Annotated in this window: 2 protein-coding genes; both read right to left on the bottom strand. The window is 58.9% G+C overall.

The window, feature by feature from the left end:
* Positions 1-126: 126 nt before the first annotated feature.
* Positions 127-1,269 carry a MupA/Atu3671 family FMN-dependent luciferase-like monooxygenase gene (locus J3U87_RS13260; RefSeq protein WP_237383525.1) on the bottom strand — a complete coding sequence of 381 codons (1,143 nt, stop codon included), beginning with the start codon at positions 1,267-1,269 and terminating at the stop codon, positions 127-129.
* Complete coding sequence (locus J3U87_RS13255) at positions 1,266-16,172, bottom strand: SDR family NAD(P)-dependent oxidoreductase (protein ID WP_237383524.1); 14,907 nt, start codon at positions 16,170-16,172, stop codon at positions 1,266-1,268. The genes J3U87_RS13260 and J3U87_RS13255 overlap by 4 nt, the downstream gene beginning before the upstream one ends.
* Positions 16,173-16,181: the final 9 nt, after the last annotated feature.

Genomic DNA, 16,181 nt, shown 5'->3' with positions numbered 1-16,181 from the left:
CGTTTACATCATAAAAAATAGAGTCGAGTGATTTGGGAAACGTGAATTATGGAACGTTGATTTTTTGTATGATTATCTTACACTGTTCACTCGATTTTATTTTCTTGATATGACGACGAGTAGGTCCTATTGGGATACTGTTTCTTTGAATTCGAGCAGGTACGGCAGGGATTCCATGACGACCTTGTAGTCCACGCCGAAGTCCATCAGGCAGGCGATTTCGTTGACGCCTGCATTGACCGCTTTTTCGGCAATGTCCTGCGCTTCGGCCAGCGATCCGAACAGCGCTCCGGTTTTGAAATAGCGTTCGTACGAATAGTCCACCATTTTTTTGGTTTCTTCTTCGCTGGGCCGTTGGCCCTTGTCGAAGGCTTGGACATGTCCGGTCAAGGCGCTTTTAATGTAGTCGTAAAAGGGTTCCCGAACGGCCTTTCTGACGATGTCGAGGTTTCGGTGTACCAGGGTATGCATCATCAAGGTGACCACGCCGCCCTCGGGGTCGAAGCCGTTGTCGCGTCGGGCATCGCGATAAATTTTAATTTTTTCCGACAGCTTGGCCAGGTCGATGCCGGCCAACATGGTGAGCACGTTGTAACCCTTCGATCCGGCGATCCTGAAGCTTTCTTCCGATCGAGAAACCACCAGCCAAACGTTGAGGGTTTCTTGAATCGGTTTTGGGTAAATTCGAATGTCGCTGGGTTCGTCCTTGCCGTTCTGAAAGGTCATGGACTCCCCGCGCCACAGCTTTTCCACGATGGGGATTCGGTCGAACCAGATCTTCCGGTGCTCCCCAAAGGTATCGCGCGAGATGATGAAATCATTGGGGTTCCAACCGCTGGCAAAGCCCAGGTCCACCCGCCCCTGGGACAAATGATCGACCATGGACCAGGCTTCCACAACCTCGATGGGATGATGCAGCGGTAGGACCACCGACCCGGTGCGCAAGCGAATCTGCTTGGTCTTGACGGCCAAGGCCGCGGCCAGGACCGACGGATTGGGGTAAATGCCGCCAAAGGGGTGGAAGTGTCGTTCGGGCAGCCAGACGGCGGTGAATCCGTGTCGATCGGCGAATTCGGTAAGGTCGAATACCAACTGATATTTATGGTCCATTCCCTGATTGATGTCGGAGAAAAAGATGATGCTTAGGTCCAGCTTGGCGGCGGCAGGTTTGGGCTTCACCTCGAGCGGCACCTCGACCGGGTCGCGGCCCAAGGAGAGCAGGCTCGCCATTTGCCGGTTGATTTCATCGCGATCTATGGTTTTGTTCATGTCGTTTCCTCGGCTTTCACCGGTTCCTCGAGGGTACCGTGTGCTTGTCGGACCTTGCTTTTGAAACTCGTGAGGGTGGCTTGCGAGAGACCGTCTCGTGCGTACAAGAGTTCGCTGAATTCAATGATGGTGTCGTGGACTTTGGGTTCCGAAAGGAACGTCATATGGCTCGACGCGTCCACGTCCATGATGTGCAGGTTGGGTAGCAGTTGCTCCCAGCGCGCCCAGTATCGGGTGTGGTCTACCGAGATCTCCACGCCGGGTATGGTGAAATAGGGTTCGAATTCACCGAGGAACACACCACTAATGTTGCGGAAGTAGTAGCAGGTCACCGCCGCCGGGTCCGGGAGCGGCGCTGTGGTGTAATCCCTGACGCGATAGGCGGCCACCACGTCGGCGTTTTGCCGCGTCGCAAACTGCAATTGCTGTTTGGTCTTGGTGAGGCCGCGTGTTTTGGCCAGCGCGATGAGTTGGTCCAGGAAGGCTTCCTCTTCCAGGCTTGGGTCGATTTCGTCTCGATGCAGCAGGGTTTCGGCCACCTTTTCGGGCTGATCGCGGATGGTGAAGGTCAGGGCGGAATTCACGGCGTGGAAGAGCGCCAACTTGCCGTGTAAGTGGTCCGGCGTGTGGTTTTTCGCGCCGTCGAAGGAGTCCAACATCAGGATCGTCTGCACGGATTGACCCAACTCCTGTAACTGCCGCGCCACTTCATAAGCCAACAACCCGCCCAGCGAATAGCCGCCCAGGTCGTAAGGGCCTTCGGGTTGCACGGATTGGATGGCGTGAATGTAAAACGCGGCCATCGCGCGAACGCCTTGCATGGGAGCGCGGTCGGTCATCCAGCCCCGCGCCTGAACGCCGTAAAACGGCCGCGGGCACTTCATGGCGATTTTGTAATAGCCCTCAACGCCGCCGAGCCCGCCGTGAATCCAAAAAACCGGCCGTTTCCCGGTGACCTTGTTGAGGTGAACCAGCTCCGGAAATCGATTGGCTTTTTGAGGTTGCGGCCGATGCGGTTGACTGGGTTCATGTCGGGCGGCTTGTTTTCTGAGCTGGTCGATGGCGTCTTGGGTGGTTGCGAGCAGATCCGCAATGCGATGCTCGGGGCGACGCACCATCTCTTCGACTAGTTGGACGATCAGGGTCGATAACCCGTACATCTCTCCGGCGTCGAAGAGGTGCTTCCGGTAAGTGGCCAGGAGATGGATGTTCTGGTTGACCTTCAGAATCTGGTAGAACAAGGTTCCGGTTGCCCGCAGGTCCGCGGCTTCTTTCTGCTCTGAAAACTCCGCGTAAAGGGAACGTCCGTGTTTGTTGGACGAACTCAATGTACTGGTGTCGATATCGGCGCTATCGATGACGACGTCTCCCGTTAACCTGAAAAAAGCTTCGTGGTTTTCCAGACCGGCCGAGGTCAGGAGTTGCTTGAAATCCAGTTTGGCGTAGCGCAGGCTCTCGGCACTCTTGCGTTTGACTTCCTGCAGGACATCGATGATTTTGGCGTCGGGTTCGATGTCCAGGAGCAGGAACAGGATATTGGTGAATTCACCCAGGGTATTCAGCAGCGATGCCCGGTCCCGTTGGCTGTTGTAGAAATGGAACGCGGCATTGGGATTGCCCATGCCGTGAATCAAGAGCAAGGCAATCGCTCCGGTGAACAATTGGGTATGGGTGATGTCGTGATCGGTGTTGAACGCTTTGATTGCGTCACACAGCGATGGCGACAAAGAGACCGCATGGGCCTCGGCGATGTGGAACTGGTCGTCTTCCAGCGTCTCGGGATCTCGATGATAGGGAAGCCGCATCGACAACCGGCTGCCCTCGAGCTGTCGGTCCCAATAGTTCCGGGTTTTTTCCTTGCGATGGGTTTCCACTTGCCTCAGCGCATAACACCAATACTGTTCGGTGACCGGAACCGCCTGGGGCGCTTTTCCTTGCTTCAGAGATTGATAATGTTCCATCAACTCCGAGAAAAGCATGGTGGTGGTAAACGCATCGGCCAGGCTGTGATGGGTCACGAAGCCGAGATAGCAGGTGCGATCGATCCGGCAGATCCATGCTTGGAAAATCGGAAGTTGGTCCACGTTCAACAAGCGGACACGTTGCTCCGAGACATGTGCCTTAAATGCATCGAGGTCGGCGAATTCGACTCTCTCAACGGACAGCGTCGCCTCGGGCGCGACGAATTGACCCCAGGTGTCGTTTAGCGCCGGGAAATAGGACCGCAGCACATCTTGATTCGCCACGACCTGAGCCATCGCCTGATCGAGTGTGGCGAGGTCCAAGGACTCGATCGACGTCTCATAGACGTGTTGAATGTTCCAGGCCCATTGGTGCATCACTTCGGAATGATAGAGATTGCGATACTGCTCTTGGGAAAGGGGAGCGATCAAGGTTTCCAGGGGAATCTGCGCCATGAGTTCCTGTTGCCGATCGGGGGAGAAGGCATTCAGAAACCCGCGAATATCGACCGAACGATGCGCCAGAAAGCAGCAGCGGGGACCTTCGTGAAACACGGCGACACCTTGTTGGAGCAGTTGGGACAGCATCGCGCGACCGGATTCCCGCAGCGCTCTCTCGGCGGGCTCGGCTTCCGGCTCGAGGCTCAGCAGGTGGAGCGATTCGGGCCAGGGACGCTCCGCGAGCCAATGGGCGTTCGGGGAAAACTCTTCGGAGGGACCGGTCGCGGTAGGTGCCGCATGGGTTTCGGCGCTTTGCCGTTCGATGAACGAGGCCACGCGCCGGATGCTGTTGTGGTCCAACAGATCGGAAAGATCGATCTCCACTGAAAAATGATCATTGATCATCGCCAGCAGGCGGATGCTCATCAGGGAATCCATGCCGAAGTGGCTGAACGGCGCTTCCACATCGATTTCGTCGAGTTCTAAGCCCGTAATGGTCCTGACTTGCGTCTTGAGGGTTCCCTCCGTGTCGGAAGGTCGATCCGCTTCGGCCGCCGCGAACGCGGCATCACCCGGAACATCCACCCAGCAGCGTCTCTTGGCGAACGGGTAGGTCGGTAAAGACAGGGGCAACTTGGCTGCACCGGAGAAGTGGTGGGCGAGATCGAAGGGAACGCCTTGAACGTAACAATCGGCGAGCAGCAGCAGATCGGCCTTGGTCGGCGCGGCCTTGTTTGCGGTCGTCTCCACCAACTGGGCCAGCGAGGGCCTGACCTTCTTGGTCACCGTCCCCGCAAAGCCGGAGTCGGGCTCTTGACCCTCGATGTATTGCAACAATTGCGATCGCAGATGATCGTGGTGATCGGCCACGAAGGCGCAGCGAACGGGCAAATGACTTCGCCGCAGCAACAGGTTGGCGGAAAGGCGCGACAGGGGTGGTCGTTCGGCGCTATCCCGCAAGTCGCGGCAGCGCTGTTTCAAGGCCAGTTCCGTCGTGGCGGAGAGGACCACCAATGCGGGCTGCTCGGTTTCGGGAATCGCTTCCGAGGTGTCGGCGTTCGGGGCCTCGGAGATCACCATGTGAACGCTGGTCCCGGTGGCGCCAAACGAACTCAGGGCGGCGCGACGCGGTTGTGCGCTGGTCCAGGGAACGGCTTGGTGATTGATGTAAAAAGGCCCGTTCTCGAGATCAAAAGACGGGTTGAGCGTTTCGGCGTTGAGGGTCGCCGGAATGACACTCTTTCGTAACGCCAACAAAACTTTGAAGAGGTGGGCGGTTCCCGATGCCTGCCACGCATGGCCTATGTTGTTTTCCACACTGCCCAGAGCGCAGAAGTTGCGCTCCTGGGTGTGTTTGCGGAAGGCGTCGGTCAGGGCTTGGACTTCGATTGTGTCCCCCAACGGGGTGCCCGTGGCGTTGGCTTCCACCAAACCGATGCTGCCCGGATCGATTTCGAAGCGTTGGTATACTTCGGAGAAGAGCGCCGCCTCGGCGACGACGCTGGGCGCGGCCATGCCGTTGGTTTTGCCGCTGTTGTTGCTCGCCCAGCCTTCAATCACGCCGTATATGCGATCCTGATCGGCCAGCGCCTGGTCGAGGTGTTTCAAAATGACGACGCCCACACCTTCGCCTGGGATCATGCCCTTGGCATCGGCGTGGAAGGCCTGGCCCACGCTGTCTTTGGAAAGCATCTCGCCGGATGCGAGCAGGAGATTCGGGGTCGACGAAATCGAAACGCCGCCGGCGATGGCGGCGTCGCAGCGGTTCAGCAACAGATAGTCGCAGGCTTGAGCGATCGCCATCAAAGACGAGGCGCAGCCCACATCCAGCGAGATCGAGGGACCCGTGAGGTTCAAGTGGTATGCGACGCGCCCGGGGATGCTGGAGGTGACGTGCGGGGAAACGCCCAGCGCGTCTTTGAGCTTGAGCGTGTAATCGCCGCCGCCACCGCAAAACACGCCCCAACGTTTTCCGGATAAGCTGTGAGGGTCCAAGCCCGCATCTTCGATGGCCCGCCATGATTCCTGAAGGAAGAAGCGTTCGGCGGGATCCATCATTTCCGCTTCTTTGGGCGCGATTTGGAAAAAGTGAGGATCGAACCGATCGATGTCCTCCAAAAACCCACCGTGGACGTCCACCGGCAGTTTGGGCCAATTCCGTTCGGGAGGGACCGTCGACAAGGCCGATTCCCCGTTTTTCAGCAACCGCCAAAACGCTGCCGGTGTTTGGCCGCCGGGGAATTGTCCCGCCATCCCGATGATGGCGATTTTGCCATCCGGTTCGGGCTTTGGCGACCGCTTCCGTCGGGTCGTCATCTCGGCAACCGCGTCGGCCACATGGGCGACGGTTTCCGCTGAACTGAGCAAATCGAAATGGTTTTCGCCCTTGATCCGATAGGTTTCCATCTCAGGCAAGACCCGCTGCCAGCCCTGAAGAAAATGGGCGAAGCCGCCTTTCGCTTGTTGGATGTTGACCAAATAATCCGGATTGTAGACTTCGGGAGAAGTCGCATGGGCCGTTCGGGTGCGGAGCAATACGGCCTCGATCGGTGTTTCCGGTGCTCGTGCGCGATAGCGATTGAGCGCCCGCAAATTGATCAAATGGGTGTGTGCCATGTCGGTCAAGCGTTGGTGCAGCATCGCTTCGGTTTGCAAGACGCCGCGCTTTTTGATGAGCGCAGGCAGCCGCGCCGGGATCTCGCCTTCGGTTTCCTCCACGGTGATTTCCAAGTCGGACCACGGCATTGCGCCCGCCTGTTTCCTTTCGCGAAACTGTGGGTCCATATGCAGCATGGCGATCATGAGGAAGTTGGCGTTCATCACCCAGTTATGCGCTTCGTCCGAATCCCAGAGCACGGCGTCTGTGTCGTTTTCCACCAGGGGCGCTTCCCCGAGCAGGAGCGTCTTGACGGTTTTATCTTGCTGTTGGAGTTGTCGCGCGCACTCATAGGCGAGGGTCCCGCCGACGGATACGCCGAAGAGGTGATAGGGCCCGATCGGATCGATGGCCGTCATGGTTTGCACAAAATCGCCGGCCATCGATTCAAGTGTGGTCAAGGGCGTTTCATCGCTTAAAAAACCTTTGGATCGGAGCCCGATCACGCGGAAACGCCCTTGAGCGGCCTCCGCGAGTTTGGTGTAGACACCCACGTCGCCGGACATCGGGGGCAGGCAAAACAAGAGCGGCCCATCTCCCTCGATTTGCAGGGGAACCACGCTTTTCCGCTGTGCCATGACGCTGCCCAGACGCTGTTTGAAGGGTTGTGGGGACGCTTGTTTGGCGGGCTCCTCGGGGGGGGATTTTGACGGCGGCGTTGACTGTATTTGCGCAACGATGTAGCCCGTTAACGCATCGATGGTGGGATAGTCGAAAACCAGGGTTTCCCGGAAATCCAGCCCGTACTCTTCGGACAGGCCCCTGATGAAACCGACCGAGCTAATCGAATCCAGGCCGAGGTCGGAAAAGGTGGCTTCGCCGTCCAGGGCATGTCCTTCGGGCAGCAACAGAAGTTCCCTGATCACCTGCATCAGCTTGGCCTGCACCTGCTCGGAGCCCTGGGATTCCGGCTGGGGATTCGGCGCATCTTGGGTGTCTGGTGCCCCGGGGGCCTTGTCCGTCAGGATTTTCATCAGACCGACCTGGTCCAAGGAGCCCTCAAGCAGGGACGCCAGAGCGGCCATGCCCTCTTCGGGCTCGATGGAGCCCATGCCTTCGCGCTTCATACGATCTCGATGGAAGTCGTCCGCGGCAACGCCGACGCTTCCCCAATAACCCCAATTCATGACTTTGACGGCGCAGGACCAATCCTGAGCCAGCCTGTGCGCAAACGTATCCTTGAAGACGCAACCCGCGGCGTAATTGCTCTGGCCCGGCGCTTTGATGAAGGAGGCCATGGACGAGAAAAACAAGACGAAATCCAGCGGCTCTTCGCGGAAGACTTGGGCCATGCGGACGCTCACATCCACTTTGGCGATGAGTCCCGTTTTGAAGCGTTCCTCGTCCATGTGAGCCAGGGTGCGGTCCAACAAAACGATTGCGGAATGGATCACGCCGTGGATTTGCGGATGGTCTCTTTTTATTTTGCGATGGGCCTCCCGCATGGATGCTTCTCGAGTCGCATCGGCCTGGAGGTAGACGGGCGGCGTACCGAAGGAGGACAATGCGTCCAGTTTGGCTTGAATGGCGGCGTCTTTTTCCCGCCTGCCGATCCAAATGATGCGGGCGTCGTAGTGCTCCATCATCCACTGACTCCAGGCGACGCCGATCCCGCCCGCGCCGCCGATCACCACGTAGACGCCTTGCGAGCGGTAGCGCGTGCCTTCTTTTGGCAGCTCGGGCACGGGACTCAAGCTTTGTTGGAACCATTGCTCGCCGCGACGGATCAGGGCGCCGCCATGGGGATCCACGGGAAGTTGAAACAGGTCCTGGAGATCCCATTCGGGTTCCACATCCAGCAGGCGAACCGACCAATGGGGATATTCCTTGGCCAGACAGCCCGCCAGACCGTGAATGCCGGCGTGTGTCGGGTCGACCGGATCCCCGTCGCGAATGGCTTGGCTTTGGGTGGTGATCAAGGTCCAGCCCAATGGCTTGGCGCCGTAACCCAGGGAAAGCAGCGCTTTGATCATGCGGAAAACCAGCAGGACGCCCTGGCCCTGATCCGCGACAAGGGATTCCTCGGTCACCGATGGCAACGGGCCGTGCGGCGCGATCCATAGGATCTGGTCCAGGGTGTTCAAGCCTTTTTGTTTTAAGTGGTTGGCAATTTCTTCGATGCTTGCCTTAGGTGAGAATGTCACATGGTGCGCGCCGGGGTGGCGTTTGCGCAAGGTCTCGATTTGCCGGGAAGTTCCGCCGACGATCAGCAGCTTCGCGTCGAGAGGAAGCGGGGCTTGCTTTTCCAGTTGGGGAATCACATTCCAGACGGGCTTCATGGTGATCAATTGCGTCGTGGGTTCGGGTGATTGTTCGGCCATCGGCGCGGGCGGTTTGCTCTGCTGCCGATGCTTGTGGACGGCGGGCACCCAATAACGTTCTCGGGCGAAGGGATAGGTGGGCAGGCTGATCGGCTTGGGCTTTTCCTGCCCGTAGAGTTTGTCCCAATCGAGTGCCAATCCCTTGGTCCAAAGGTCTAACAGCCTGGCGTATTTGCGTTTTGCAAACCAGGCTGCGAGGGTTTCGGCGAAGTCGTCATCGGCTTTGAATGCGGCGAGCGGATTGGTGTTGCGCTTGACGCGACCCTGATGAAGGCCCTCGACCGGGTTCTCGCCGGCGACGAAACCGGCCAATTTGCGTTCCAGCTCCTCCCGCGAGTGGACGACCAAACCCAAGCGCTCCTCCATATCCTCCCGGCCGACTTGAAGGGTGTAAGCCAGAGCGGAAAGATCTGGGGGCCGGGCGGTTTGCAGGTAATCCAGCAGATTTTTGGCCATTTCTTTGAGGCGCTCGGCGTTCCTGGCCGAGAGCGGAATCACGACCGGAAGATCGCCGTGCGCTTTTTCGGCTTCCGCTTGCTTGGGGACATATTCCTCGATGATGAGGTGGGCGTTGGAGCCGCCGGCTCCGAAAGACGAGATTCCGGCGATTCGCGGCACGGTCTGGCCGTCGACGACGGGACGTTCCCATTCCCGTAATTCTTGGTTGACCACGAAGGGCGTCGTGTCGAAGTCGATATGCGGATTGAGGGTTTGGGAATGCAGCGACGGCGCAATGCGACGGTGCTTCATCTGCAATAAGACCTTGGTGACGCCTGCAATGCCTGCCGCACTTTCGCAGTGGCCGATGTTCGACTTGACCGAACCGATGGCGCACCATCCGGTTTGTCGGTCGGTATGGAGGGCCTTGGTCAATCCCGTGATTTCGATCGGGTCGCCCAGCTTGGTTCCCGTCCCGTGGGCTTCGATATAGCTGATCATGCGCGGATCGAGTTGGGATTCCTGAAGGGCGCGCTTGATCACATCGGCTTGCGCATGGGGGTTCGGCACGGAATAGCCATTCGTCTTGCCGCCGTGATTGACGGCGCTGCCTTTGATGATGCCGTAGATATGATCGCCGTCGGCTTCGGCATCGTGGCGCCGTTTCAAGACCACGACACCCACGCCCTCGCCGGGAATATAGCCGTCACCGCCTTCGCCGAAACTCTCGCAATGTCCTTTGCCGGAAATGAATTGGCCGATGCTGAGCATCAAGTATTTATTAGGGTGAATGCTGAGGTTGACCCCGCCGGCAAGCGCCATCTCGGTGCGACCGAGCACGAGATCCTGACAGGCCTGATGAATCGTGGTCAGCGAGCTGGAACACATGGTGTCCAGGGTCATACTGGGACCGTGAAGGTTGAGCAGATAGGAAACCCGGTTGGCGATGCTGGCGTAGTTGCCGCCCAACGTCATCGGGGTCCCCAGCGCGCTCGCCGCCGCACCGTAAAGCTGATATTCGCTGTAGGTGACACCGGCGTAGACGCCGACCTCGGAAGGCATGCGACGGCCCGTGCGGCAATAGCCCGCATCTTCGATCGCGGCCCAGGCGGTTTCCAGGAAAATGCGTTCCTGGGGATCGATGAACTCGGCCTCGCGTGGCAGCATGTTGAAAAAGAGCGGATCGAACTTGTCCGCATCTTCGATAAAACCACCCCACTTGCTGTAATGCGCCGCGACTTGTTCTCGACTTTCGTCGTAATGGCGCCGCCAGTCCCAGCGATCTGCGGGAACCTCGGTGATGCAGTCCTTACCCTCGGCCAGGTTTCGCCAGTACTCTTCACAATTGCGCGCTTGGGGATAGCGCCCTGAGACGCCGATGATGGCGATATCCAGGCCCGCGGCGCTTTTCTTCGTCGCGTTGGTCACGCCGGTGAACGTGGCGGTGGCGGGACGGGATCTTGTTTCGAGAGCCACCGGGGCGACGCCGTTTTCCGAATGGCTCTTGGCTTCTTGGGTCTCATTGAAGAGCTGGGGAATTTTGTCGGGATGTTGCTCCAAGAAATAATCGGCCAGTTCCTGGATGGTCTGGTATTCGAAAAACAGCGTTTTGGACAAGGTGCCGAAGGTCTCTTCCAAACGGCTGGTCATTTCCATGGCCATGATCGAATCGATGCCGTAGGCCTCCAAAGGCGCTTCGGCCTGAATCTCATGGGCGGGCAGCTTTATGGTGGAACTCAGCAATTCTTTGATGAAATCGGCCGTTTTTTCGCTGGAGGCGCCGCTAGCAACCGGCGTTTCGCTCGCCCTCTTTTCGGGTTTCGCTTTCGACGGCTGGGTGAACGCGGCCTGAATGCGGTTCAGGTCGCCTTCGATGACCATGATCTGCGACGGTTCGGCGGCCAACCCTTGGACCAGGGCTTGAACGCCGCTGGATGTCCGCAGGGCAACCATGCCGGTTTGGTCCAAGATCTTTTCTGCTTCCGCGCCGATCTGCATGCCGCCGTCCTGCCAGAAGGGCCAATTCACGGACAGCGTTCTGCCCCGGCGTTGTTTGTTGCGAACCAGACCGTTGCGGTATTCGGCGAAGCTGTCCAAAAAGGCGTTGGCCGCCGCGTAGTCGGCTTGCCCCAGGTTGCCTAGCACCGCGCTTGTGGATGAGAACAGCACGAAGAAATCCAAGTCCAGGTCTGCAGTGGCTTGGTCCAGATGAACCGTACCGGCCACTTTCGGCGCGAGCACCGTGGCGAATTCCCGTTCCGTTTTCTTGAGGATGAGGCTGTCGCGTAGCACTCCGGCGGTATGAATGATGCCGGTCAGCCCACCGAAGCGCTGATTCACATCGCGAATCAAGGCGTGGACGGCCGTTTCGTCGCTCACGTCGACGGCCTGGTATTCGACCCGAGCGCCCCGTGATTCGAGGGCTCGCAGTTTTGCCTGCATCTCCGGGGTCAAGGGTGAGCGGCCGATCAAAATCAGGGTTCGGCTTTCGGCGGCAATTTCCCGGGCGAAAATCAACCCGAGCCCGCCGACACCGCCGGTGATCAGGTAGACGCCGCGCTCTTTCCAAGGTAGGCCGGCATGCTCCGGAACAGAAACTGGCTGCCAGGAAGCCACCTGGCGGATATCGGCCTGATAGCGGATCTGGGCGTCTTCGGGCGTGCGGCGGTTTTCTTCGATGATGCGACACAATTGGCTTTGTGTAACGCCTGGAGCGACTTCAACCAACTGCCCGACAATTTTAGGGTTTTCCTGCTGTGCCGTTTTGAGTAAACCCGAGAGTCCGGCAAACAGGCGTCCCGCTCCTTCGGCAGGAATCAGGATTTGCACGAATACCTTTTCGCGGTTCAGGATGATTTCTTTGACGGTCGCAAAAGCTTGAAGTGCCATGTCTCGATAGCGTTGCCCCATGTTCTTTTGTCCGTCGGCGTGCAGCGCGACGCAGGATACTCCCTGGATTTGGATCTCAACGGGAGGCCGGGATTCGAAACCGCACAGCAAGACGAGGTGCTTTTCGAACTTGGAAGGAGCATGGCCTTCGTCCGCTTGTTTTTCCTGCCAAACCTGATGCGAGATCATGGTCTGAATGGGGTTTTGCTCCTGCGGAGGAAGATTCGTGGGCGGCGGGGCGAGGGGTTGGCGACCGTCCGTTTCCTTGGGTCGATAGGTTTCTCGGGCGAAGGGGTAGCTGGGTAAACGCACCCGAGACGGCACGACGCCGGGATACAGTTTGCGCCAATCCACCGGAATGCCCTGTAGCCACAGGTCTAGTATTTTCTTGAGCTTACGTTTCTCGAACCAAGCGTCCACCCCCTTGGCGATATCCTCGTCGGCGAGCAGCGAGAGACTTGCCTTGTCGCGCTTGATGTGGCCGCGAAGGAAATCCGTGCCGTCCGTTCGGCCCTCCAAAAATGCCTGCAAACCATTCTGAAGTTCTTGGATGGAGTCGACGACGAAACCCAAGCGTTCTTCCAGCGCTTGACGACCCACCTGGAGGGTGTAGGCGAGATCATGGAGGTTCGGCAACGCTTCCTGGCGCTCGGCCAAATGGGCGTGAAGGTTTTCGACGACCTGGCGAAGTCGATCGTCGCTTTTCGCCGAAAGCACGATGATGGCTGGATCTTGAGGATCTTCACGCCGGGCTTCGGCGGTCGGGGCCACATACTCTTCGATGATCACATGGGCATTGGTGCCACCAGCACCGAACGAAGAAACACAGCCGATGCGCGGAAGGGCCCGACCCTCGCGATCGGTGGGTTGCCAGGATTCGAGTTCCTGTTGCACCCGAAACGGGGTGCTTCCAAAATCGATGTGCGGATTCAAGTGCTTCGCGTGAAGCGAGGGAACCAGCTTGCGATGCTGGAGTTGAAGCAAGAGTTTGGTGACGCCGGAAATGCCCGCCGCTGCTTCCAAGTGACCGATATTGGTTTTGATGGAGCCGATGCTGCAATAGCCGGAGTCATCCGTGTCTTCTCGAAAAGCCTCGGTGAGCCCGCGAATTTCGATGGGATCGCCCAAGGCGGTTCCCGTGCCGTGGGCTTCCACGTAACTGATCTGGCCGGCGTGAACCCCGCCGCGCGCCATGGCCCCGCGAACCAGATCGCGATGGGCTTTCGGATTGGGAACGGTGAAACCGTTGGTTTTACCGCCGTGATTGGTCTCCGTTCCGCGAATGATGCCGTAGATCCGATCGCGATCCTGCAAGGCTTTCCACAGGGGTTTGAGCATCACGGCACCGACCCCTTCGCCTGGCACCATGCCGTTGGCTTCGGCACCAAAGGTTTTGCAGGTTCCATCCGGCGACAACATTTGGGCGTGAGATAAGGCCACGAAATGGCTGGGGTGCAGAAAGGCGTGGACGCCCCCCGCGATGGCGACGCTGCATTCTCCGGCGTGGATATGGCGACAGGCTTCGTGAATGGCTACCAACGAAGACGAGCAGGCCGTATCGACGGTCATGCTGGGACCCTGAAAATTGAAGGTATACGAGACGCGGTTGGCCACGGAAAAAGCCGAACTCTGCTGGAGATCGACACCGGCCCTGGTGACGCCCGCGAACACGCCGACGCGTTCCGTGGCCAACTGTTGCGGTGGGTAACCGGCATCTTCCAAAACGCGCCATGCGTTTTCCAGGAAGATGCGATCCTTGGGGTTCATGTACTCGGCTTCACGGGGGGAGAGGCTGAAAAACAAGGGATCGAAATCGTAGAGGCCGTCGATGAATCCGCCCCATTTCCCGTAACTCTTGCCGGTTCGTCTGGCCTGTTCGGGGTCGGGCTCGTAGAAATCCGCCAGGGACCAACGCGCTTCCGGTACTTCTTCAACGCAGTTCCGGCCCTCGGACAGGTTTTGCCAAAGCCGCTCGAGGTTCGACGCTTGGGGATAAGATCCGGCAAGCCCGATCACGGCGATCGGCTCCCATGGCGTGTGGGATCGATGAAACGACCCCGGAGCGCTTGGCGCCGGGGACGCGGCGGGCTCCGTCATCGTGCTGCCGCTTTGGCGGTCCAGGTACCGTGCGAGTTGGGCGGGCGTGGTGTATTCGAAAAACAAAGCGGGTTCCACTTTGAGGGCGAACCGCTGTTCGATTTTCGTCGAGAGATGCACCACCAGCAGCGAGTTAAACCCCAAACTGCTAAATTCGGCGTCCATGTCGATCGCATCGGGTGCGATCTCCAGGAAGCCGCTCAGGATTTGGCGAAGCGCCGGTTCGCTCTCCGCCTGTGCCGAAAGGTGGATGTCCCTCCCGGGGGCTTGGGGCAGGCGTTCAGGATCAAACCAGTAGTCTTTGATTGCAAAGGGATAGGTGGGTAGGTGCAGGACCTGAACCCCTCTCGGGGGTCGTTCTAAGTCGGCACCGCGTACCCAATCCTCGGCCAGATCCTCGAGATGGGTGTGAACCCGTTTGCGCCGTTTGTCGCCGGTGGCTTCGCCGACAAAAATCCCGTTCCCGTGTTCGCCTTGCAGAAAGCGTCGGGCTTGCGCCTGCCAGGTGCGCCGATCCTCGGCGATGAAGGCCACCCGGTGTGCCATGGCGTCCCGACCGACCTGCAGGGTGTGGGCGATCCGGGCCAGCGACGCGTCCGGGTCTCGGGTTACCAGATCCACGAGCTGTTGCACGATGTGACGGCATTGCGCCGAACTCTGGGCAGAAACGGGAATCAGGACGGGCTGCGTCATTGGGGTTTCGACTGGGCTTTGGTGTCGATATTCCTCGATCAACACATGGGCATTGTTGCCGCCCGACCCGTAGGAATGCAGGCCCGCGAGGCGGGGCCGGTCGCTTTTGGGCCAGCTTTGCGTTTCCGACAAAAGCCGACAGGGTTGGCCGACGGTGTCCAATTCGGGATTGATGTCCCGGAAATTGAGGATCTTGTAGATCCGATCTGTCTGTAGACTTCTCACGATCTTAAACAAAGCGCCCAGAGCGGAGGCTGCATGCATATGGCCTGTCAGGGGTTTGAGCGTGCTCACCGCACAGCTTCCCGAGGGCAGCACCATGTTCTGCTCCGTGGCAAGCGATGACAGGGCGCGGTTCAAGGCGTGCCACTCGGCGATATCGGCCACGGGGTTGCCCATGCCTTGGGCTTCGATGTAGCCGATATCGCGCGGGTCGACGTTCGCCTCGCGGTAGCAGCGCTTGATCACGTCGACATGGGCCGCGGTGTTCGGTGCGGCGATCGAGGTGCCGCCTTGACCGTTGTAATTGACGGCGCTGTGTTTGATGAGCGCGTAAATCGGGTCGCCGTCGGCCTCGGCACGCGCCAGGGGTTTCAACAGCACGCTGGCGACGCCCTCGGCGCGGACGAACCCCTGTGCGTTTTTGCCGAAGGAGTGCACGGTCGCGTCGGGACTCAGTTGGCCGATGGCGGACAACCCCATGAACGGTTCGGGTCGCAGCAAAAGATTGGCGGCGGCCACCACGGCACAATCGATTTCACCCGAGCGCAGTGCCGCGATCGCCCGATGCAGGGCCACGGCCGCGCCGGAACACATGGTGTTCACAAATTCGCTGGGTCCCCGGAAATCGAAGGCGTAGGAGATCCGATTGGCGATCATGCTGGGCGCGTGGCCCATGGGCTCGCCGAGTTCCTTGCCCAGCGCCGCCAGGATTTGGATGTATTCGTTGTCTTCCGATCCCACAAAGACGCCGGTGGCACTTTTCTTCAGGGAGCCGGGCGCGTAACCCGCGTCTTCCAAACAATGGTAGACGGCCATCAGCAATAACCGCTGTCTGGGATCCATGAGCTTGGCTTCCGATGGCAGGATATGGAAGAAATGTGGATCGAAGCCCCGGATATCGGGGATGAACCCGCCCCACTTGGTGTGAAGCTTGGCTGGGTCCTGGCGATGCGGGTCGTAGATTCGTTCCCAATCAAAGCGACTCTTGGGGATTTCTTCGATCAACGACGTGTCGCGCTCCAAGGCCTGCCAAAACGCCTCCACCGAGCCGGCTTGCGGAAAGTAACCCGACAATCCGATAATGGCGATCGGTTCCGAGCGACGGGGCGTTTCCGGTTCCGTCGGCCGGCATGCCTTGCGAATGCCTGCTTTAATCCAGCGAATTTCTGCTTCGGTGTTTCTCATCGGCGATCC

The sequence above is a fragment of the Sulfidibacter corallicola genome (assembly GCF_017498545.1).
GTDB lineage: Bacteria > Acidobacteriota > Holophagae > Acanthopleuribacterales > Acanthopleuribacteraceae > Sulfidibacter > Sulfidibacter corallicola.
This window is presented reverse-complemented; position numbering and strand designations above follow the sequence as displayed.

Bases quoted from the DNA above. Each gene is read 5' to 3' on its own strand.
- J3U87_RS13260 (WP_237383525.1), bottom strand. From the start codon at position 1,269: ATGAACAAAACCATAGATCGCGATGAAATCAACCGGCAAATGGCGAGC.
- J3U87_RS13255 (WP_237383524.1), bottom strand. From the start codon at position 16,172: ATGAGAAACACCGAAGCAGAAATTCGCTGGATTAAAGCAGGCATTCGC.